Raw genomic sequence first — 21,181 nt, 5'->3', positions numbered from 1 at the left:
ATGTGCGACTCGGGTTGACGTTCCCAGCCGCCAAGCGCAGGCTTGTTCAGCACGTTTCCTAAACAGAAGGAGACTTATGACCGCGACCGCTTCGCTGCACCCAACCCCCGACACCCAGGGCCGTTCCCGCCTGTGGAGTGTGTTCTGGCTGCAGGGCGTCATTCCCAGCAACATTCTGTGGGCGGTAGCCCTCTGGGCCCTGGCCAACCAGCGCACCACGCTGCTGCTGGGGGTATTTGCCGTGCTGCTGCTCTATACCGGCTGGATCATCCCGGCGGTCTGGCGGGCGGCGCCCACCGCGCACAACCCCAACCTGGGCGTGGCGGCGCGCGGGCTGACCGTGGCCTGGGGGCTGAACACCGTGCTGGTGATCTTCTTCCTGACCCTGCAGCTGGTGGCTCAATAGAACTGAACGGGCTCGCCGCCACGGTCGAAGGCGGCGAAGCGGCCGATCTGACCGTCATGGATGGCGTTGACCATCAGCTTCAGCGGGCGCGCGGCTTCGTCGCTGTTGGGTGCGAAACCGCCTCTGCCATCCAGCGCCGCCACGAACACCAGGTCCCAGTCGATGCCGGTGGTGGTCGATTCGGTCGCCAGCGCCTGGAAGCTGGGCACCTCGGCTGGCAGCTTGTCCACGCACAGCACCGGCGACAGGGTGCCGCCCTCGCGGCGGTCATGCCGGTCACGCTGGTCGCTGGTGGGCGATTCGGGCAGCTCGGCGCGCACGAATACGAACAGCAGGCGTTGCGGTTCAGCCTGCTCGCCGGCGGCATGCAGCAGTTGCTGGAAATCGTTCATCATCATGAGGGTTGTCACACGCCCGCTGCACGGAAAGCCGCATGCTGCCACAACGCCTGCCGCGCGGGGCCGAACGCAATTGATTTAAGTCATGCCCATGAAACTGAAGGCCGCGTACTCTGGCAATTGTTCCAGCAGGCGAGGGTATCCGGGCCGTTCCGGGCACAGGCAAGACGGTGGAGCAACAAGGTGGACCAGCCATGAGCCAACTCACCGACGGTTTCGGACGCAGCTTTCCGTACCTGCGCCTGTCGTTGACCGAAGCCTGCAACTTCCGTTGCAGCTACTGCCTGCCCGACGGCTACCAGGCCGATGGTCGCCCGCGCTTCCTGCAGGTGGATGAAATCGCGCGCCTGGTGCGTGCGTTTGCCGCGCTGGGCATGAGCAAGATCCGCCTGACCGGCGGCGAGCCCAGCCTGCGCAAGGACCTGGACGAGATCATCGCCACCGTGGCGGCGGTGCCGGGCATCCGCAAGGTGGCCATCACCACCAATGGCACGTTGCTGCCGCGGCGCCTGCCGGGGTGGCACCGGGCCGGCCTGACTGCGCTGAACGTGAGCATGGACAGCCTGCAGCGCGAACGCTTCAAGACCATCACCGGGCACGACCGCCTGCCGGAGATCGAACAGGGCCTGGCCCTGGCGCAGGCGCTGGGCCTGCCGGCGATCAAGCTCAACGCGGTGCTGCTGCGTGGCCTGAACGACGACGAGCTGCCGCAGTGGATGGACTACCTGCGTGACCGCCCCTTCAGCGTGCGCTTCATCGAACTGATGCGCACCGGCGACAACGAAGCCTATTTTCAGCGCCACCACCTGCGTGCCGATGTGGTGATCGAGCAGCTGCTGGCCGCTGGCTGGCACGAGCGGCCGCGCGCGGCCGACGCCGGCCCGGCGCGCGAGTTCGGCCACCCCGACCATCGCGGCAGCATCGGCATCATCGCCCCGTATTCGCGTGACTTCTGCAAGGGCTGCAACCGCCTGCGGGTGACCGCCAAGGGCGACCTGCGGCTGTGCCTGTTCGGCGAGTTCGGCGTGCCGCTGCGCCCGCTGCTGCAGAGCGACGACGACCATGACGCGCTGCTGGCACGCATCACCACACAGCTTGGCCTGAAAGCGGCCGGGCATGGACTGCACCAGGGCCAGACCGGGCTGACCCCGCACCTGGCCTCCATCGGAGGATGAGCAACACGATGAGTGGGGAATTGAATGCGGCCTTCCATATGGCCGATGTCCGCGACAAGCGCATCACCCGCCGCCGTGCGGTTGCGGTGGGCGAGCTGCATGCCGGTCCAGTGGCCTATCCGCTGATCGTCGAGCGCCGCCTGCCCAAGGGCGATGCGCTGGTGATGGCCGAGATTGCCGGCCTGCAGGGCGCCAAGATGGCCTCGATGCTGATGCCGCTGTGCCATCCGCTGCCGCTGGAGCTGGTGCAGGTGTTCTGCGCGCCGGTGCCGGAACGGCAGGCGATCCGCGTGTGGTGCGAGTGCGCCAGCGAGGCGCGCACCGGCGTGGAGATGGAGGCACTGGCCGGCGTCAACGCGGCGCTGCTGACCCTGTACGACCTGAGCAAGCCGGTGGAGCCGGCCCTGCGCATCGAAGGCATCCGCCTGCTGTTCAAGGAAGGCGGCAAGCGCGGTGTCTGGCTGCACCCCGACGGCATGGACGATGCCGAGCGCGCGCGTTTCAAGCCGCGTGCGCCGAAGAGCCTGGAGGGCGCGGCCTGCGCGGTGATCACGCTGAGCGATCGCGCCAGCGAGGGCACCTATGACGATATCTCTGGCCCGACCCTGGTGACCGGCCTGAAAAAGCTGGGCGGCGACGTAGTGGTCGCCGAGGTGTTACCTGATGGCATCGAGCCATTGGCGGGCCGCCTGCAGGCCTTGGCCGCCGAGGGCGTGCGCCTGTGCCTGTGTACCGGTGGTACCGGGCTGGGCCCGCGTGACCTGACGCCGGAGGCGCTGCGTTCCTTGAACGCGCGGCCGGTGCATGGCCTGGCTCAGATGGTGCGGGCACTGAGTGCACAGCACACGCCGATGGCCTGGTTGAGCCGCGCCGAGGTGGTGCAGCTGGGCAACATGCTGGTGTTTGCATTGCCTGGCAGCCCGAAGGCGGCGGCGCAGTGCCTCGACATCCTGGCGCCGGTACTGGGCCACGCCCTGGCGATGGTCGAGGGTGGTGGCCACTGATGATTGCCTATAGCGAAGCCTTGCAGCACCTGCTGGACGCGGCCGCGCCGCTGCCGGCCGAGCGCCTGCCGCTGCATGAGGCCGGCGGCCGTACCTTGGCCAGTGACATCCACAGCGGGCAGTCGTTGCCGCCGTTCCACAATTCGGCGATGGACGGCTTCGCGCTGTGCGCCAACGGCGCGGCGTTCGACGCCGGTACCGAATTCGCGGTGCAGGGCTGGCAGGCAGCAGGCGATGCCGGCGCCGAAGGCGGCGAGGGTGCCTGGGAAATCATGACCGGCGCGCGCATGCCGTCGGGGCTGGATACGGTGGTACCGGTCGAGAACGTGGACATCCTCGCCAGCGAGGAGGGACGCCCGACCCGCATCGCCCTGAAGGCATCGGTGAAGCCGGGCCAGCATGTGCGCCTGCGCGGCCAGGACGTGAGTGAAGGCGAGCGCGTGCTGCAGGCCGGGCAGGTGCTGGATATCAATGCGCGCACCCTGCTGCATGCCATCGGCGTGGGGCAGGTGGCGGTGGTGGCACGGCCGAAGGCGGCGGTGATCGCCACCGGCAAGGAGCTGGTGACTGAAGCTGCGCAGACGCTGGAATCCGGGCAGATCCGAGACAGCAACCGGCCGTACCTGGTCGGCCGCCTGCAGGCCGCCGGTGCCGAGGTGGTCTGGCAGGGCACGGTGGGCGACGACGTGGCCGCGTTCAATGCGGTGCTGGATGAAGCGCTGGCCGCGGGCGCGCAGGTGCTGATCAGCACCGGCGCGGTGTCGGCCGGGCGCTACGATTTCGTTCCCGATGCGCTGCGCGGCCGTGGTGCGCGCATCGTGTTCCACAAGGTGGCGATCCGCCCGGGCAAGCCGCTGCTGTTCGCGGTGCTGCCCAATGGTGCGCTGTACTTCGGCCTACCGGGCAACCCGGTCTCCGCTGCCGTGGGCCAGCGTTTCTTCGTCGAGCCGGTGCTGCGCCGCCTGTTGGGGCTGGCGCCGGAAGTCATGTTGCAGCTGCCGCTGCAGGCCGACGTACGCAAGCCGCCGGGCCTGCGCTTCCACGCGCGTGCGCGGGTGGAAATGGACGGGCAGGGCCGCCTGAGTGCGCGCGTGCTGTCCGGGCAGGAGTCGTTCCGTTTGATGTCCATGCTGCAGGCCAACGCCTGGGTGGTGCTTGAGGCCGAGGGAGACCTGGCCAGCGCTGGCACCTACGTGCGCGTGCAGGGCTGGGGTCACCACGAACCGGTGCAGCTGGTGAGCCAGGAGTCATGATGAAACAGGTGAATCTGCAGTTGTTCGGTGCGTTTTCCGATCTGGATGCCAGCCGCGAGATCGCCGTGGATGTGGCCGGTGGCACCGTGGCCGATCTGCGCCAGGCGCTGCGCGAGCTGCTGCCGGTGCGTTGGCCGGGATTCCGTGCCGGCCTGCTGGATTATTCGGCGTTCGCCGACCAGCAACGCGTGCTGCGCGACCACGAGGCGCTGCCCGACGATGGCCGGGTGGCGATCCTGCCGCCGGTGAGCGGGGGCTGAGCGATGAGCGAGAAGATCATCGCGAAGGTGGTGGACCGCGCGCAGGCGGCGATCGATCCGGCCGAGGGCATCGCTGCGGTCTCTGATCCGGGCTTCGGCGGCATCGACGTGTTCATCGGCAAGGTGCGCGACGTCAACATCGGCCGGCCGGTGACCGGGATCACCTACGACCTGTTCGAGCCGCTGGTGTTGAACGAGTTCAAGCGCCTGGCCGCCGAGGTCGAGGCCACGTTCGGTCCGAAGCTGAAGCTGTATGTGGCCCACGCCAAGGGGCGGTTGGGCATCGGCGATGTGGCTGTGGTGGTGGCTGCGGGCAGCCCGCACCGTGACGAGGCGTTCCGCGCATGCCGGCAGTTGATCGAGGTGGTCAAGCACCAGTGCCCGATCTGGAAGCAGGAACATTACGAGGACGGCGACAGCGAGTGGAGCGAGGGTTGCAGTCTGTGCCATGCGGACAGCGAACCCGCACATGCCCATGATCATGCGCACGACCACGGGCATTGACCCCACCCTTCAGGGCGGCGCGGGATGCAGTAGATCCACGCCATGCGTGGATGAGGTCCTTTCCGCGCATCCGGCCGGCGCAGCCACGCATGGCGTGGCTCTACTGCGGGGCATTCGGGCGGCCTTGGGATTCAGTAGATCCACGCCATGCGTGGATGAGGCCTTTCCCGTGCACCCGGCCGGCGCAGCCACGCATGGCGTGGCTCTACTGCGGGGCGCTCGGGCGGCCTTTGGATTCAGTAGATCCACGCCATGCGTGGATGAGGCCTTTCCCGTGCACCCGGCCGGCGCAGCCACGCATGGCGTGGCTCTACTGCGGGGCGCTCGGGCGGCCTTTGGATTCAGTAGATCCACGCCATGCGTGGATGAGCCCTTTCCCGCGCATCCGGCCGGCGCAGCCACGCATGGCGTCGCTCTACTGCGATGAGCATCAACGGCATCGTGCTGGCCGGTGGCCTGTCCACCCGGATGGGCCGCGACAAGGCACTGCTGCCGTGGCAGGGCCGCACGCTGCTGGAACACATGCGGGGCCTGTTGATGCAGGCTGGCGCACGCGAGGTCTGGGTCAGCGGAAATTACCCGGCGTTCGGCGGCGTGCCGGACCGCGTGGCACGTTGCGGGCCGCTTGGCGGGCTCTACAGCGTGGCGATGCGCATGCCCGATGGCCCGGCCTGGGTGGTGCCGGTGGATACGCCGCTGCTGCCGCCGCGATTGCTGCAGCAATTGCTGCAGCAATTGCGTGACGGCCATCGCGGTCCATGCACGATCTTTGCCGGCCACCCCCTGCCCATGCTGGTGGATATAGACGATGCTTGTCGCAACGTACTTGGATCGATGCTGGATGACCCGGACGGTCCGCGCTCGCTGCAGGCCCTGCAGCGTCGTCTTGGCGTGAACACCGTGGCGCTGGCGCCGGTTGACGAGGCCGGGCTGGTCAACTGCAATACCCCCGAACAATGGGAGGATGTTGCGTCATGAAAGTGCAGTTGCAGGACCAATCGGTACGGCTTCGCCTGGACGAGGCCGAACTGGCGCGCCTGCTGGCCGGTGAATCGGTCGAGAACATGACCCGCTTTGGCGGTATCGAGGGCTGGGGCATGGCGGTGTCGCTGCATGGCGGCGAGCAGCCGGTGCTGCTCGATGGTGGCACCTTCTGTCGCCTGGTACTGCCGCGCCCGGCAGTCGAGGCCTTGGCGGGACGGCTGCCGTGCCGCGATGGCCTGCCATTCGAGATTGCCCTGGAAGATGGCAGCCAGCTTCAGCTGCAGTTCGATGTGGACGTGCGCGACAGCGTGCGCCAGCGCGGGGTGACCCGCCGCAGCACCGCTTCATCGGTTTGACATTTGTCAGGGGCAGGGTGGAAACCGGCCCCTGATTGATCCAGATCAACTCCGTCGTCCGTGCTGCACGGCCTAATGGCTGCATGACGACGGGTCACAACTTGAAACGCAGTACCCACGTCATTCCACAGCCTTGGAGCCATGTATGACCGTCGGTAGCGATCCTGTTGTCCGCAGCACTGCCAGTCCCGGTCGCGTCATCAGCGACTGGACGCCGGAGGATCCCGGCTATTGGGAGCGCACCGGCAAGCGGGTCGCCACCCGCAACCTGGTCATTTCGATTCCCTCGCTGCTGCTGGCCTTCTCGGTCTGGGTGCTGTTCTCGGCGGTGTCGATCAGCCTTCCGAAGATCGGCTTCAACTTCAGCACCGACCAGCTGTTCTGGCTGGTGGCGCTGCCCAGCCTGTCCGGCGCGACCCTGCGCATCTTCTATTCGTTCGTGATCCCGATCTTCGGCGGCCGCCGCTGGACCGCGCTGTCCACCGCCTCGCTGCTGGCGCCGACGCTCTGGCTCGGCTTTGCGGTGCAGAACCCGGCCACGCCGTACTGGGTGTTCGTGGCCATCGCGATCCTGTGTGGCTTCGGTGGCGCGAACTTCTCGTCGTCGATGTCCAACATCTCCTTCTTCTACCCCAAGCAGAAGCAGGGCCTGGCGCTGGGCCTGAATGCCGGCCTGGGCAATGTGGGTGTGTCGGTGGCGCAGGCGGTGATCCCGCTGGTCATCACCGTGGGCGTGTTCGGTGCGCTGGGTGGTGCACCGCAGCCCGCGGTGGAGGGTGGGGCACCGCTGTTCCTGCAGAACGCCGGTTTCATCTGGGTGCCGGCCATCGCGCTGTGCGCCATCGCGGCCTGGTTCGGCATGAATGACCTGACCAGCGCCCGCTCGTCGTTCTCCGAGCAGGCGGTGATCTTCCGCCGCAAGCACAACTGGCTGATGTGCTGGTTGTACATCGGCACCTTCGGTTCCTACATCGGTTTCTCGGCCGGCTTCCCGATGCTGGTGAAGAGCCAGTTCCCGGACGTGAACCCGCTGGCCTACGCCTTCATCGGCCCGCTGCTGGGCGCGCTGATGCGCTCGGTGGGTGGCAGCATGGCCGACCGCTGGGGCGGCGCACGCCTGACCTTCTGGGTGTTCGCGCTGATGATCGCGGCAGTGTTCGGCGTACTGCACTTCCTGCCCAGCGATGGCCAGGGCGGCAACTTCTACGGCTTCCTGCTCAGCTTCATGGCGCTGTTCGTGCTCAGTGGCATCGGCAACGGCACCACCTTCCGCATGATCCCGGTGATCTTCCGCACCCTGCATGAGCGCTGGTCGGCCAACGACAACGCCGAGGGCAAGGCCACGGCCGCGCACCAGGCCAGCATCGAGTCGGCCGCGGTGGTCGGCTTCTCCGGTGCGATCGGCGCCTACGGCGGCTTCTTCATTCCCAAGAGCTACGGCTCGTCCATTACGTTGACCGGCAGCCCCGACATGGCGCTGTACGGATTCGTTGTTTTCTATGTCACCTGCCTGGCCGTGACCTGGTGGTGGTACTACCGGCGCGGTGCCGAGACACCCTGCTGACGACATGAAAACGCACCGCAGCCAGATGACACACACAGCCACGATGCCGATGTCCGCAAAGGGAGATCCCCGATGAGTTATTTCCTCGATCGCTTGCAGTTCTTCAAGCGTGACCCCCAGACCTTTGCCGATGGCCATGGATTTGCCAAGAGCGAGGGCCGCGACTGGGAAAACAGTTACCGCGCCCGTTGGCAGTACGACAAGATCGTACGATCCACCCACGGCGTGAACTGCACCGGCTCCTGCAGCTGGAAGATCTACGTCAAGAACGGCCTGGTCACTTGGGAAACCCAGCAGACCGACTACCCGCGCACGCGCCCGGACCTGCCCAACCATGAACCGCGTGGCTGCCCGCGTGGCGCCAGCTATTCCTGGTACCTGTACAGCGCCAACCGGCTGAAGTACCCGCTGATCCGCGGCACGCTGCTGCGCCTGTGGCGCGAAGCACGCAAGAGCAAGGCCCCGGTCGATGCGTGGGCCAGCATCGTGGAGGACAAGGAGAAGGCGCGTTCGTACAAGACCCGCCGCGGCATGGGCGGCTTCGTGCGCCTGCAGTGGGAGGAGGCCAACGAGATCATCGCCGCCTCCAACCTGTATACGGTGAAGCAGTACGGCCCGGACCGCGTGGTCGGGTTCTCGCCGATTCCGGCGATGTCGATGGTGTCCTACGCCGCCGGTGCGCGATATTTGTCGCTGCTGGGTGGCGCCTGCCTGTCCTTCTACGACTGGTACTGCGACCTGCCGCCGGCCTCGCCGCAGATCTGGGGCGAGCAGACCGACGTGCCCGAATCGGCCGACTGGTACAACAGTCGCTACATCATCGCCTGGGGCTCGAACGTGCCGCAGACGCGTACGCCCGATGCACATTTCTTCACCGAGGCGCGCTACAACGGCACCAAGACGGTGGCGATCTGCCCGGACTATTCCGAGCTGGCCAAGCTGACCGACCACTGGCTGCACCCCAAGCAGGGCACCGACGCGGCGCTGGCCTTTGCCTTCGGCCATGTGATCCTGCGCGAGTTCCATGTTGATTCGCCCTCGCAGTATTTCCAGGACTACTGCCGCCAGTACTCGGACATGCCGATGCTGGTGCGCCTGGAGCGTCGCGACGATGGCCGCCTGGTGGCGGGCCGCTTCCTGCGTGCCAGTGAGCTGGGCGGGCTGGGTGAAGCCAACAACCCGGACTGGAAGACCCTGGCCTACGACGAGAACAGCGGCCAGATCGTGGTGCCCAACGGCTCGATCGGTTTCCGCTGGGGCGAGAAGGGTCGTTGGAACATCGAAGAGAAGGCCAGCAACGGCGCCGACACACGCCTGCGCCTGAGCTTGTCCGAGGCCAACGACGGCATCGAGGCGGTGAGCTTCCCGTACTTCGGTGGCATTGAAAGCGATGGCTGGACCGCTGCACCGGCCGAAGAAGTACTGGACCGCAACATTCCGGTGCGCCGGCTGGCCACGGCCGATGGCGGCGAGACGCTGGTGGCCACGGTCTACGACCTGCTGCTGGCTCAGTACGGCGTGGACCGTGGCTTTGGCGGCGGCAACGTGGCATCGAGCTTCGATGACATGGTGCCGGGCACGCCGGCGTGGCAGGAACGCATCACCGGCGTGTCGCGCGCCGAGGTGATCGAGATCGCCCGCGAGTTCGCGCGTACCGCCGACAAGACCCACGGCCGATCGATGATCATCGTCGGCGCGGGCATGAACCACTGGTTCCACAACGACATGAACTACCGCGGCCTGATCAACATGCTGATCATGTGCGGTTGCGTGGGCCAGACCGGTGGCGGCTGGGCGCATTACGTGGGCCAGGAAAAGCTGCGCCCGCAGACCGGCTGGCAGCCGCTCGCATTCGGCCTGGACTGGAGCAAGCCGCCGCGCCACATGAACGGCACCTCGTTCTTCTACTTCAACACCGGGCAGTGGCGCTACGAGAAGCTGCAGGTGGACGAGCTGCTGTCACCGCTGGCTGATGCCAGCAAGTACAGCGGCAGCCTGGCTGACCTGAACCTGCGCGCGGTGCGCATGGGCTGGCTGCCGAGCACCCCGCAGCTGGACCGTAACCCGCTGCAGCTGGTACGCGAGGCCGAAGCGGCCGGCGTGGCCCCGGCGGACTACGCGCTGGGCAAGTTCAAGGATGGCTCGCTGGACTTCGCCTTCGCCGACCCGGACGCCAGCCAGAACCACCCGCGCATGATGTTCATCTGGCGCTCGAACCTGCTCGGTTCCTCGGGCAAGGGCCATGAGTACATGCTGCGGCACCTGCTGGGTACGCGCCACGGGCTGCAGGGCAAGGACCTGGGCGAAATGGGCGCAGTGAAGCCGCAGGAGGTGAAGTGGCGCGACGAGGCGCCGGAAGGCAAGCTGGACCTGCTGGTCACGCTTGACTTCCGCATGTGCACCACCGCGCTGTACTCGGACATCGTGCTGCCGACGGCAACCTGGTACGAGAAGGACGACCTCAACACCTCGGACATGCACCCCTTCATCCACCCGCTGTCGAAGGCGGTGGACCCTGCGTGGGAATCGCGCAGTGACTGGGACATCTTCAAGGAGGTGGCCCGCACCGTGAGCGAGATGGCGCCGGGCGTGCTGGGTGTGGAGAAGGACCTGGTGCTGGTGCCGACCCTGCACGACACCCCCAACGAGCTGGGCATGCCGTTCGGCGTGGCCGACTGGAAGAAGGGCGAGTGCGAGGCCATCCCGGGCCAGACCATGCCGTCGATGACGGTGGTGGAGCGTGACTACCCGAACCTGTACCGCAAGTTCACCTCGCTCGGCCCACTGCTGGACAAGCAGGGCAACGGTGGCAAGGGCATGAGCTGGGACACGAAGCACGAGGTCGAGTTCCTCGGCAAGTTGAACCACACCGTGCACGAAGAAGGCGTAAGCCAGGGCCGCCCGGCCATCTCGACCGCGATCGACGCGGCCGAAGTGATCCTGCACCTGGCGCCGGAAACCAACGGCCACGTGGCGGTGAAGGCCTGGGAATCGCTGGGCACCTTCACCGGTCGCGAGCATACGCATCTGGCGGTGGGCAAGGAACACGAAGCAATCCGTTTCCGTGACATCCAGGCGCAGCCGCGCAAGATCATCTCTTCGCCGATCTGGTCGGGTCTGGAAGACGACAACGTCAGCTACAACGCCGGCTATACCAACGTGCACGAGCTGATTCCGTGGCGCACGGTGACCGGTCGCCAGCAGTTCTACCAGGACCATGAGTGGATGATCGACTTCGGCGAGGCCTTCATGAGCTACCGGCCGCCGGTCAACACGCGCACGGTGGAGCCGCTGCTGAACCAGCGCCCGAACGGCAACAAGGAGATCGTGCTGAACTGGATCACCCCGCACCAGAAGTGGGGCATCCACAGCACCTACAGCGACAACCTGATCATGCAGACACTGTCGCGCGGTGGCCCGATCGTGTGGATCAGCGAGGACGACGCGCGCAGCGCCGGCATCGTCGACAACGACTGGATCGAGCTGTTCAACGTCAACGGTGCGATCGCCGCGCGTGCGGTGGTCAGCCAGCGCGTGATGCCGGGCATGGCGATGATGTACCACGCCCAGGAACGCATCATCAACGTGCCGGGCTCGGAGATCTCCGGCACCCGCGGCGGCATCCACAACTCGGTGACCCGCATCGTGCTCAAGCCCACCCACATGATCGGCGGCTACGCGCAGCTGGCCTATGGCTTCAACTACTACGGCACCTGCGGTACCAACCGCGACGAGTTCGTGATCGTACGCAAGATGGACAAGATCGATTGGTTGGACGATGAGCAGCCCGCTGGTGCTTCGGCATCGGCCAGCAAGGAGGTGGTGTGATGAAGGTCCGTGCACAGATCGCGATGGTGCTGAATCTGGACAAGTGCATCGGCTGCCATACCTGCTCGATCACCTGCAAGAACGTCTGGACATCGCGCGAGGGCGTCGAGTACGCCTGGTTCAACAACGTGGAAACCAAGCCGGGCATCGGCTACCCGAAGGAATGGGAGAACCAGGACAAGTGGAACGGCGGCTGGGTGCGCACCCGCGCCGGCAAGCTGGTGCCACGCGCGGGTGGCCGCTGGCGCATGCTGGCCAAGATCTTCGCCAACCCGGACCTGCCGCAGATCGACGACTACTACGAGCCGTTCGATTTCGACTACCAGAACCTGCACACCGCCAAGGACAGCCAGCACCAGCCCACCGCGCGGCCGCGTTCGCTGATCAGTGGCGAGCGCATGCAGAAGATCGAGTGGGGCCCGAACTGGGAGGAGATCCTCGGTTCGGAGTTCAGCAAGCGCTCGCGCGACTACAACTTCGACCAGGTGCAGAAGGAGATCTACGGCGCCTTCGAGAAGACCTTCATGATGTACCTGCCGCGCCTGTGCGAGCACTGCCTGAACCCGGCGTGCGTGTCGGCGTGCCCCTCGGGCGCGATCTACAAGCGCGAGGAAGATGGCATCGTGCTGATCGACCAGGACAAGTGCCGCGGCTGGCGCATGTGCGTGTCGGCCTGCCCGTACAAGAAGATCTACTACAACTGGAAGAGCGGCAAGTCGGAGAAGTGCATCTTCTGCTACCCGCGCATCGAGATGGGTGAGCCGACCGTGTGCTCGGAAACCTGCGTGGGCCGCATCCGCTACCTGGGGGTGATGCTGTACGACGCCGACCGCATTGCCGAGGCCGCTTCGGTGGCCGCCGAGAAGGATCTTTACCAGGCCCACCTGGACATCTTCCTGGACCCGAACGATCCGGCGGTGATCGCCGCCGCGCGCAAGGAGGGCATCCCGGACAGCTGGCTGGAGTCGGCCAAGCAGTCGCCGGTGTACAAGCTGGCGATCGACTGGAAGCTGGCGCTGCCGCTGCACCCGGAATACCGCACGCTGCCGATGGTCTGGTACGTGCCGCCGCTGTCGCCGATCCAGTCCGCCGCCGAGCGTGGCCGCGTGGGCATGAGCGGCGAGCTGCCGGACGTGGCGTCGCTGCGCATTCCGATGCGCTACCTGGCCAACCTGCTGACGGCCGGTGACGAGGCGCCGGTGGTACGCGCGCTGGAGCGGCTGATGGCGATGCGTGCCTGGCGCCGGGCCAAGAACGTGGACGGCGTGGAAGATACCGCCGTGCTGGAACAGACCGGGCTGAGCATCGCCCAGGTGGAAGAGATGTACCGCTACTTGGCCATCGCCAACTACGAGGACCGTTTCGTGATTCCGACCGGCCACCGCGAGTACGCCAACGACGCCTTCGGCGAGCGCGGCGGCTGCGGCTTCACCTTCGGCAACGGCTGCAATGGTGACAGCCCGGCCGACCTGTTCGGCCAGCGCAAGACCACCACCTTCGTGGTGGACAAGGGCCCGAACCACCGCCGCAAGGAGGTGGTGTGATGAGCGTGCTCAAGCTGGTCGGGGTGTTGCTGGACTACCCCCGCGAAGAACTGTGGCAGCACGGCGAGGAACTGCTCACCGCCTGCGACGACCCGGCGCTGAATGCCGCCCGCCGCCAGCAGCTGCGCAGCTTCGTGCAGCAGCTGCTGGCCACCGACGCGCTGGATGCGCAGGCGGCGTGGCTGGCCAGTTTCGACCGCGGCCGCTCGATGAGCCTGCTGCTGTTCGAGCACATCCATGGCGAGTCGCGCGACCGCGGCCAGGCCATGGTCGATCTGGTCGAAACCTACCGCCGCAACGGGTTCGAACTGGATGCACGCGAGCTGCCGGATTACCTGCCGCTGCTGCTGGAGTTCCTGGCCCATCGCCCCGGCAGCGAGGCCCGCGAGTGGCTGCACCACATCGGCCATATCGCCGGGATGCTGGCGGCACGTGCTGCCGAGCGTGAGCTGCCGCACCGGGTGCTTTTCGAGATCCTGGTCGAAGCCGGTGACGGCAAGGCCGATCTGCAGGCGCTGCGCCAGCGTGCCAGCGAGGAAGTCCGCGACGATACCGCCGAGGCCATGGACCGCTTGTGGGAGGAGGAGGCGGTGCGCTTCGGTGCCGAAGCCCCCGCCGAAGACTGCAAGCCGCCCGTGCGTTCGCCGGCCCGTCCTTCGCATCGAGAGGTCCAGCCATGAGTTATTCCCTGCATCAATTCGCCTTCCAGTACTACCCGTACATCGCCGTGGCGGTGCTGCTGATCGGCAGCTGGGCCCGCTATGACAAGGCCATGTACACCTGGCGCACCGGCTCCAGCCAGATGTTGTCGGACAAGGGCATGCGGATCGGCAGCAACTGCTTCCACATCGGCATCCTGGCCATCCTTGGTGGCCACCTGGTCGGCCTGCTGACCCCGCACGCGGTGTACGAGCACTTCATCACCTCCTCGCAGAAGCAGATGCTGGCGATGGTGGTCGGTGGTGTGTTCGGCGCACTGTGCTTCATCGGCATCAGCATCCTGCTGGTACGACGCCTGTTCAATGCGCGTGTTCGGGCTACCGGCAGCTTCGGTGACACCCTGGTACTGGTGCTGCTGTTCGCGCAGCTGTGCCTGGGCCTGTACAGCATCCGCATCTCGTCCGGGCACCTGGACGGCGGGGTGATGGTGCAGCTGGCCGAGTGGGCGCAGCACATCGTGACCTTCCGTGCCGGTGCTGCTGATTACATCGAAGGCGTCAGCTGGGTCTACAAGATGCATATCTTCCTGGGCCTGACCCTGTTCCTGATCGCGCCGTTCACCCGCCTGGTGCACGTGTGGAGCATTCCGATCAGCTACCTGTGGAGGCCCTACCAGGTGGTGCGCCGCCGCCAGGCCACGCTGCGCTACGGTCCGCGGGAGTAAGCCATGGGCAGCCTGCCGAAATTCCTGCCGATCACCGTGATCGACTCCGCTGCGCCGGTTCCCGCCGAGGCGCATTCGCACCACCATGACGCGGCAGCGCAGGGGCCGCGCTCGCTCGGGCAGCCGGCACCGTGCCGGCTGTTCGTGGACGAGACCGCGATCAGCGAGGCCGACATCGCCCGCGAGATGCAGCACCACCGGGCGATGCGCCCGGAACAGTCACGTGCCGAAGCGGCACGTGCACTGGTGGTGCGCGAGCTGCTGCGCCTGGAAGCGCAGCGGCTTGGCCTGCAGGCACCGGAGGGCAACCGGGTAAGCGATGAGGAAGTGCTGATCCAGCAACTGCTGGAAGACGCGATCGAAGACCGCGTGCCGACCGATGCAGACTGCCGCCGCTACTTCGAGCAGAACCCGGAGCGCTTCCGCTCGCCCGACCGCGTGCGCCTGCGCCATATCCTGCTGGCCGCGCCGGCCGACGACGTGGCTGGGCGCTTCGCCGCACGTACCGAGGGCGAGCGGCTGGTCGGGCTGCTGAAGGAGTCGCCGCACCTGTTCGCCGATTTCGCCTTGCGCCATTCGCGTTGCCCATCCAGCAGCGAAGGCGGCGACCTGGGCTGGCTACAGCGCGGGCAGACCACGCCGGAGTTCGACCGCCAGGTGTTCCGCCTGCGCGAGGGCCTGGCCGGTTTCCCGGTGGAATCACGCTGGGGCTACCACGTGGTCTGCGTCGATGCCCGCGAGGAAGGCCAGCCGCAGCCGTTCGAGGCGGTGCTGCCGCAGCTGCGTGACTACCTGGAACTGCAGGTGCGCCAGCGTGAAGTGCAGGCCTACCTGCTGCAGCTGCAGGAGCGCTACCCGGTGCGCGGGCTGGATGAGATCGAAGCCGAAGCGGATATCGGCTGAAACCCCATGAACGAGGAGAATTCATGAACCAGGCCCTTGCCCCCGCCAGCGCCGGGCAGCAGCAACGTGCACTGTGGCTGAGCACGTTTGCCTTCACCGTGTGCTTTGCGGTGTGGATGATCTTTTCGATCATCGGCATCCAGATCAGTCAACAGCTCGGCTTGAATGACACCCAGTTCGGCCTGTTGATCGCCACGCCGGTGCTGACCGGTTCGGTCAGCCGCGTCTTCCTCGGCATCTGGTCCGACCAGTTCGGTGGCCGCAAGGTGATGGTGCTGGTGATGCTGTGTGGCGCAGTGGCCACCTGGATGCTGACCTACGCGCAGACCTACACCCAGTTCCTGATTGCCGCGCTGTGCGTGGGCATCGCCGGCGGCAACTTCTCGGTGGGCGTGGCCTACGTCTCGAAGTGGTTCCCGGCCAGCAAGCAGGGCACCGCGCTGGGGATCTTCGGTGCCGGCAACATCGGCTCGGCGGTGACCAAGCTGCTGGCGCCGCTGGTGATGGTGGCGGCCGGCTGGACCATGGTCGCCAAGGTCTGGGCCGTTGCGCTGGCTGTCACTGCGGTGCTGTTCTTCCTCTTCAGTAAGGAAGACCCGTCGCTGGAGCAGCGCCGCCGTGAAGGCGTGAAGCCGGTGCCGTTCGCCGAGCAGATGGCACCGCTGAAGAACCTGCAGGTCTGGCGGTTCTCGCTGTACTACTTCTTCGTGTTTGGCGGCTTCGTGGCGCTGGCGTTGTGGCTGCCGCACTACCTGGTGGGCGCCTATGGCATGGACGTGGGCCACGCCGGCATGCTGGCGGCGTGCTATTCGATCCCGGCCAGCCTGTTCCGTGTGGTCGGTGGCTGGATGTCGGACCGGATGGGCGCGCGCCGGGTGATGTACTGGACCTTCGGCGTGTCGGCCATCTGCACCTTCCTGCTGGCCTACCCGGATACCGAGTATGTGGTGAAGGGCATCCATGGCCCGATCCACTTCCATCTGGCCATCGGCGTGGTGATGTTCACCGTGCTGGTGTTCGTGCTGGGCTTCTTCATGTCGCTGGGCAAGGCCGCGGTCTACAAGCACATTCCGGTGTACTACCCCAAGCATGTGGGTGCCGTGGGCGGCGTGGTCGGCATGATCGGTGGCCTGGGTGGCTTCATCCTGCCGATCGTGTTTGGCGCGCTGAATGACGCGGTGGGCATCTGGAGCAGCTGCTTCATGCTGCTGTTCGTGCTGGTGGCGGCTGCACTGGCGTGGATGCACTTTGCGATCCGTCGCATGGAACGCCGCCACTTCCCGCAGATCGACCGCGAAACCGATCTGCCCGAAGCCATCGATGCGGCCGCCGCCGAGCGGGTGCGCGGCGGGTGAAGGTGTTTGCCGGCCAGCGGCCGGCACTACCAAATGGTGGGTGAAGGGGTAGTGCCGGCCGCTGGCCGGCAGCAACCATCAGATGCGCCGCGCTTGATTTCAATCAGGGCCACGCGAAGAGGAACGCCCGAAGATGTCTGCCATGAGCTTCCACGTTGACGAGAGCGAGGACACTGCGCTGCAGGCGGCATTGCTGCGGCAGCCCCGGCACGTGCTGTTTCCGCCGGCTGACCAGTTCAGCACCGGCTTTGGCGAAAGCGGGTGGCGCGCCGCCGTGCGCGCCAGCAACGAGCACCTGATTCCGCGTGGCTTGACGCTCGGCTTCCAGGCCGGCCGTGGCGGACGCGATGCGCCACCGCAGGCGTATCTGGATACCCTGCTGCTGGCGCTGCGGCTGCAGGCCGACGCGCTGGCCGAGGACCGTGAAGTGGTGGCGATGGTACTGCAGCTGGGGCTGGCCGAGACGTTGCCGCCGCCGCAGCTGGGCCAGCTGCTGGATGCGGTGCCGCAGCACCTGCGCACCGTGGCGCGGCCCCAGGTGGAGGTGCGGCTGGACGCAGGCAGCGCGCTGGCGCCGGCGCAGCTGCGTGCGGTGGGCTGCACCCGCTTGAACGTGATCGATCGTGCCGATGCACCGGGGCCGACCCTGCTGGCACAGGCGCGACAGGTGGGCTTCACCGCGCGCTACTACCAGTTGCGGGTACCCGGCAGTGATGACACCGGCTTCATCGAACGGCTGCACGAGGTGCTGGCCGAAGCACCGGAGCGCATCCTGCTGCCGGCGCCGTGTGCGCTGCCGGAACACCCCTCGGCCGTCCATTGGCTGCAGGCCTGGCGCCTGCTGCGCGCTGCGGGTTACGAACCGATTGGTGGCGATCACTATCAGCGCGGCGATCTGCCGAACCCGCACGGTCCGGGCGATGGCCAGCGCCATTGCGATCTTGCCGGTGTGCCACGCCGCGACCGCAGCGATTTCATCGGCCTTGGGCTGTCCGCCTGCAGCCAGATCGGCGAGGTGTTCTACCGGCTGGAGGACGAACTGGGCGAATGGCGTGCGCGGCTGCAGGCCGGGCACATGGGCGTGTCTGCCGGGTTGATCCTGTCCGAGGACGAGCGGTTGGTGGCCGAAGTGGCGCAGAGCATCGCCTGTGACCACGCCCTCGATGCGGCTGCCTTCGAGTGGCGCAACGATGAACCGTTCGAGGAATGTTTTGCCGAACAGCTGCCCGCGTTGTCGCCGTTGCTGGCACGCGGCTGGGCGCAGTGGGATGCGCGCGTACTGCGCCTGGCCGAAGAAGGGCGCCTGCTGTGGCGTATGATGGCCGCATGCTTCCGGCCGGCGGCCGCCATCGCTTGAGTCTTGCCCCGATGTCTTCAATTCCGCCTTCGCAGGGCCGTCTCGGCCGGGCCACACCCAACCCCGCCGCCGCCGATGATGGCGACGCACTGCACTTCTGCAGCACCTGTGCGTTCTCCGACGCATGCATGTCGCAGGGTTACGACAAGACAGCACTGGGCGATCTGCACGTGCTGGTGGACCATGTCGGTCCGTTCCATGCGGGTGACTACATTTTCCGCGCTGGCGAATCGTTCGATTCGATTGCTGCGGTGCGCGCTGGCATGGTCAAGACCTTCGTCGATGACAGCCAGGGCAACGAGCAGGTGCTGGGCTTCAGCCTGCCGGGTGAAGTGATCGGCCTCAACGCGATCCACGGTTCACGCTTTCCCTGCAATGCGGTGGCGCTGGACACCGTGCACCTGTGCCGCATCTCGTTCCCCAAGCTCAGCCTGTTGGCCACCCGCATGCCGGGGCTGCAGGCCAAGCTGTTCAGCCTGCTCAGCGCGGAGATCGGCAAGGTCGCGACCCTGGCCGCCAACCACCGTACCGAAGAACGCATGGCTGCGTTCCTGCTGGACATGTCCGAGCGCTACGCGCGGCGCGGCTTTTCCGCCACGCGCTTCAACCTGACGATGGCGCGTACCGAGATCGCCAATTACCTGCGGATGGCGCCGGAAACCGCCAGCCGCGTGCTGCGCCGCCTGAGCGATGATGGGATCATCGCGGTGAAGCAGCGCGAGATCCTGTTGCTGCAGCCCGAGCGCCTGGCAGCGCTGGCGGTGGCCGACGAATCCGATCCGAACTGAACCTGGCCGGGAGCCGACGATGAAGCGAGCTGGACTGTTGTTGCTGGGCCTGCTGGCCACGGTGCCGGCCTGGGCGGCCGAGCTGACGGTGTCGGGGGCATCAAGCCTGACCGAGAGCTTCCGCGAACTGGGCGCCGCCTATGAGAAGGCGCACCCGGGGACCAAGGTGGATTTCAACTTCGCCGCGTCCGGCGTGCTGCTGCAGCAGATCAGCCGTGGCGCACCGGTGGATGTGTTCGCGTCGGCCGACGAAACCACGATGGACCAGGCCCAGCAGCAGGACCTGCTGGCGGCCGGTACCCGCGAGGTGTTCGCGGTGAATGCGCTGTGGGTGGTGGTGCCGCCGCAGGCCAAGGCTGCGCCGCGTACCCTGAAGGATCTGTCCGGTGCCGGCGTGCAGCGCATCGCACTGGGCAACCCGGACAGCGTGCCGGTCGGTCGCTATGCCAAGGGTGCGCTGGAAGCGGCGGGCCTGTGGCCGTCGGTGCAGGGCAAGACCATCACCACGCAGAACGTACGCCAGTCGCTGGATTACGTGGCGCGCGGTGAAGTGGACGCCGGCTTCGTCTATGCCACCGATGCACAGGCGATGCCCGACCGCGTGCGCCGAGCCTTCGCGGTGCCGGTGGCGGGGCGCATTGCCTATCCGCTGGCGGTGACCAAGGCCAGCGCGCAGCCCGCCGAAGCCAAGCGCTTCACCGCCTTCGTACGTTCGGCACAGGGCCAGGCGATCCTGGCCAAGCACGGGTTCGGCAAGCCCTGAGGCATGGATCTCGACTGGAGCGCACTGTGGTTGTCGCTGAAGGTGGCCGGCTGGGCCACCGCGATCAATCTGGTGCTGGGCGTGGCACTGGGCGCGCTGCTGGCGCGTCGGCGCTTTCCTGGCCGTGAGCTGCTGGATTCACTGCTGACCCTGCCGATGGTGCTGCCACCGACGGTGCTGGGCTATTACCTGCTGGTGCTGATCGGTCGCAACGGCCCGATCGGCGCGTGGCTGCAGTCCTGGTTCGGCATCAACCTGGTGTTCACCTGGCAGGCCGCGGTGATCGCCGCGGCGGTGGCTTCGCTGCCACTGGTATTCAAGCCGGCACGCGCGGCATTCGAGGAAGTGGACGGTCAGCTGGAGCAGGCCGCGCGCACGCTGGGAGTGTCCGAAGCAGCGGTGTTCTTCCGCATCACGTTGCCGCTGGCCTGGCGCGGCATCCTCGCCGGGCTGCTGCTGGCGTTTGCGCGCGCGATGGGTGAGTTCGGCGCGACGCTGATGGTGGCTGGCAGCATTCCGGGTCGCACGCAGACGCTGTCGATCGCCATCTACGAGGCGGTGCAGGCCGGACAGGATGGCAAGGCCAATGCGCTGGTCATCCTGACCTCGGTGGTCTGCATCGTGATCCTGTTGCTGGCCGCGCGGCTGGTGGGCGGGCGTCGACGGGAGCTGCGCGATGTGGCTTGACCTGCAGGCGCAGCGCCGCCTGCAGGCGGCCGGCCAGGATTTCGTGTTGGACGTATCGCTGCAGTGCACGCAACGCCAGGTGGTGCTGTTCGGACCCTCGGGCGCGGGCAAGAGCCTGACCTTGAAGGCGGTGGCCGGGCTGCTGCGGCCGGGCCAGGGCCATGTGCGCCTGCAGGGGCAGACCCTGTTCGATGCGGCCACCGGCGTGGATCTGCCGCCGCAGCGTCGCCGGCTGGGCTACGTGTTCCAGGATTACGCGTTGTTCCCGCACCTGAGCGTGCGCCAGAACGTGGCGTTCGGTCTGCAGAAGGGGTGGTTGAATCCGCGGATCGGCCAGCGCTTCGACGCGGTGGAGCAGTGGTTGCACGCATTCCGCATCGACACGGTGGGCGATCTTCTGCCCTCGCAGGTATCCGGTGGCCAGCGCCAGCGCACTGCATTGGCGCGCGCCCTGGTGACGCAGCCGCAGGCGTTGCTGCTGGATGAGCCGTTCTCTGCGCTGGACCATGACCTGCGCCAGCACCTGCGGCAGGAGCTGGAGGCCGTGCTGGACAAGACCGGCATCCCGTTGTTGTTGATCAGCCACGATCCACAGGATGTGGCCGTGTTCGGCCAGCAGGTCGCGCGCGTGGTGGACGGCCGCATCGTCGGCAGTTGACCGGTGACTG

Annotated in this window: 21 protein-coding genes; 20 read left to right on the top strand and 1 reads right to left on the bottom strand. The window is 66.8% G+C overall.

All coding sequences use genetic code 11. The annotated features are described in order from the left end of the window. Positions 1-76: 76 nt before the first annotated feature. Positions 77-406: a hypothetical protein gene (locus tag AC13GF_RS07290; protein WP_005416862.1), complete on the top strand. Its 330-nt coding sequence runs from the start codon at positions 77-79 to the stop codon at positions 404-406. On the opposite strand, the gene AC13GF_RS07285 is transcribed toward AC13GF_RS07290, so the two are convergent. After that, positions 400-804 carry a ribonucleotide reductase subunit alpha gene (locus tag AC13GF_RS07285; protein WP_111173957.1) on the bottom strand — a complete coding sequence of 135 codons (405 nt, stop codon included), beginning with the start codon at positions 802-804 and terminating at the stop codon, positions 400-402. The two genes, AC13GF_RS07290 and AC13GF_RS07285, sit on opposite strands and share 7 nt — an antisense overlap. A 194-nt stretch (positions 805-998) precedes the next feature. Between AC13GF_RS07285 and moaA the strand changes: the two genes are divergently transcribed. The 19 genes from moaA to AC13GF_RS07190 all read left to right on the top strand — a co-directional run bounded on the left by moaA (position 999) and on the right by AC13GF_RS07190 (position 21,171). Beyond that, complete coding sequence (gene moaA, locus AC13GF_RS07280) at positions 999-1,979, top strand: GTP 3',8-cyclase MoaA (protein ID WP_054171909.1); 981 nt, start codon at positions 999-1,001, stop codon at positions 1,977-1,979. 8 nt (positions 1,980-1,987) lie between these two features. Further along, positions 1,988-2,983 carry a bifunctional molybdenum cofactor biosynthesis protein MoaC/MoaB gene (moaCB, locus tag AC13GF_RS07275; RefSeq protein WP_483004145.1) on the top strand — a complete coding sequence of 332 codons (996 nt, stop codon included), beginning with the start codon at positions 1,988-1,990 and terminating at the stop codon, positions 2,981-2,983. After that, positions 2,983-4,236, top strand: a complete 1,254-nt coding sequence (locus AC13GF_RS07270; RefSeq protein ID WP_483004144.1) for a molybdopterin molybdotransferase MoeA — start codon at positions 2,983-2,985, stop codon at positions 4,234-4,236. Before moaCB ends, AC13GF_RS07270 begins: the two co-directional genes overlap by 1 nt. Next, complete coding sequence (locus tag AC13GF_RS07265; protein ID WP_017354494.1) at positions 4,236-4,496, top strand: MoaD/ThiS family protein; 261 nt, start codon at positions 4,236-4,238, stop codon at positions 4,494-4,496. The genes AC13GF_RS07270 and AC13GF_RS07265 overlap by 1 nt, the downstream gene beginning before the upstream one ends. Positions 4,497-4,499: 3 nt before the next feature. After that, positions 4,500-5,000: a molybdenum cofactor biosynthesis protein MoaE gene (locus AC13GF_RS07260; protein WP_075677996.1), complete on the top strand. Its 501-nt coding sequence runs from the start codon at positions 4,500-4,502 to the stop codon at positions 4,998-5,000. 423 nt (positions 5,001-5,423) lie between these two features. Then, positions 5,424-5,978, top strand: a complete 555-nt coding sequence (gene mobA, locus AC13GF_RS07255) for a molybdenum cofactor guanylyltransferase (RefSeq protein ID WP_483004143.1) — start codon at positions 5,424-5,426, stop codon at positions 5,976-5,978. Continuing rightward, a complete protein-coding gene (locus AC13GF_RS07250) occupies positions 5,975-6,340 on the top strand; it encodes a hypothetical protein (RefSeq protein ID WP_423159155.1) in 366 nt (121 codons plus the stop codon). The genes mobA and AC13GF_RS07250 overlap by 4 nt, the downstream gene beginning before the upstream one ends. Before the next feature lie 145 nt (positions 6,341-6,485). Next, positions 6,486-7,904 carry a NarK family nitrate/nitrite MFS transporter gene (locus AC13GF_RS07245; protein ID WP_012480472.1) on the top strand — a complete coding sequence of 473 codons (1,419 nt, stop codon included), beginning with the start codon at positions 6,486-6,488 and terminating at the stop codon, positions 7,902-7,904. Between the two features lie 72 nt (positions 7,905-7,976). Next, on the top strand, positions 7,977-11,732 hold the full coding sequence (locus AC13GF_RS07240) for a nitrate reductase subunit alpha (protein ID WP_483004142.1): 3,756 nt from the start codon (positions 7,977-7,979) through the stop codon (positions 11,730-11,732). Next, positions 11,732-13,276, top strand: coding sequence for a nitrate reductase subunit beta (gene narH / locus AC13GF_RS07235; RefSeq protein WP_032959969.1), 1,545 nt, complete (start codon positions 11,732-11,734; stop codon positions 13,274-13,276). Before AC13GF_RS07240 ends, narH begins: the two co-directional genes overlap by 1 nt. Further along, positions 13,276-13,956, top strand: coding sequence for a nitrate reductase molybdenum cofactor assembly chaperone (gene narJ / locus AC13GF_RS07230; protein ID WP_483004141.1), 681 nt, complete (start codon positions 13,276-13,278; stop codon positions 13,954-13,956). The genes narH and narJ overlap by 1 nt, the downstream gene beginning before the upstream one ends. Next, positions 13,953-14,660: a respiratory nitrate reductase subunit gamma gene (gene narI / locus AC13GF_RS07225; RefSeq protein WP_010485313.1), complete on the top strand. Its 708-nt coding sequence runs from the start codon at positions 13,953-13,955 to the stop codon at positions 14,658-14,660. Before narJ ends, narI begins: the two co-directional genes overlap by 4 nt. Positions 14,661-14,663: 3 nt before the next feature. Further along, on the top strand, positions 14,664-15,563 hold the full coding sequence (locus tag AC13GF_RS07220; RefSeq protein WP_100445927.1) for a peptidylprolyl isomerase: 900 nt from the start codon (positions 14,664-14,666) through the stop codon (positions 15,561-15,563). A 23-nt stretch (positions 15,564-15,586) separates the two neighbouring features. Next, positions 15,587-16,918 (top strand): MFS transporter, encoded by a 1,332-nt coding sequence (locus AC13GF_RS07215; protein WP_012480466.1) that lies wholly within the window; start codon positions 15,587-15,589, stop codon positions 16,916-16,918. A 142-nt stretch (positions 16,919-17,060) separates the two neighbouring features. Continuing rightward, a complete protein-coding gene (locus AC13GF_RS07210) occupies positions 17,061-18,275 on the top strand; it encodes an oxygen-independent coproporphyrinogen III oxidase (RefSeq protein WP_483004140.1) in 1,215 nt (404 codons plus the stop codon). 11 nt (positions 18,276-18,286) lie between these two features. After that, complete coding sequence (locus AC13GF_RS07205) at positions 18,287-19,063, top strand: helix-turn-helix domain-containing protein (protein ID WP_010485317.1); 777 nt, start codon at positions 18,287-18,289, stop codon at positions 19,061-19,063. 19 nt (positions 19,064-19,082) lie between these two features. After that, the gene (gene modA / locus AC13GF_RS07200; RefSeq protein WP_483004139.1) at positions 19,083-19,826 is read left to right on the top strand and encodes a molybdate ABC transporter substrate-binding protein; all 744 of its coding nucleotides are present in this window, start codon (positions 19,083-19,085) and stop codon (positions 19,824-19,826) included. A gap of 3 nt (positions 19,827-19,829) precedes the next feature. Further along, positions 19,830-20,513: a molybdate ABC transporter permease subunit gene (modB, locus tag AC13GF_RS07195; RefSeq protein ID WP_005413347.1), complete on the top strand. Its 684-nt coding sequence runs from the start codon at positions 19,830-19,832 to the stop codon at positions 20,511-20,513. After that, positions 20,503-21,171, top strand: coding sequence for a sulfate/molybdate ABC transporter ATP-binding protein (locus AC13GF_RS07190; protein ID WP_483004138.1), 669 nt, complete (start codon positions 20,503-20,505; stop codon positions 21,169-21,171). Before modB ends, AC13GF_RS07190 begins: the two co-directional genes overlap by 11 nt. Positions 21,172-21,181: the final 10 nt, after the last annotated feature.

The sequence above is a fragment of the Stenotrophomonas sp. 22LJNL06-5-1 genome, from assembly GCF_056861455.1.
The sequence above is the reverse complement of the archived record's forward strand: the minus strand, read 5'-3'. Positions and strand labels throughout refer to the sequence as shown.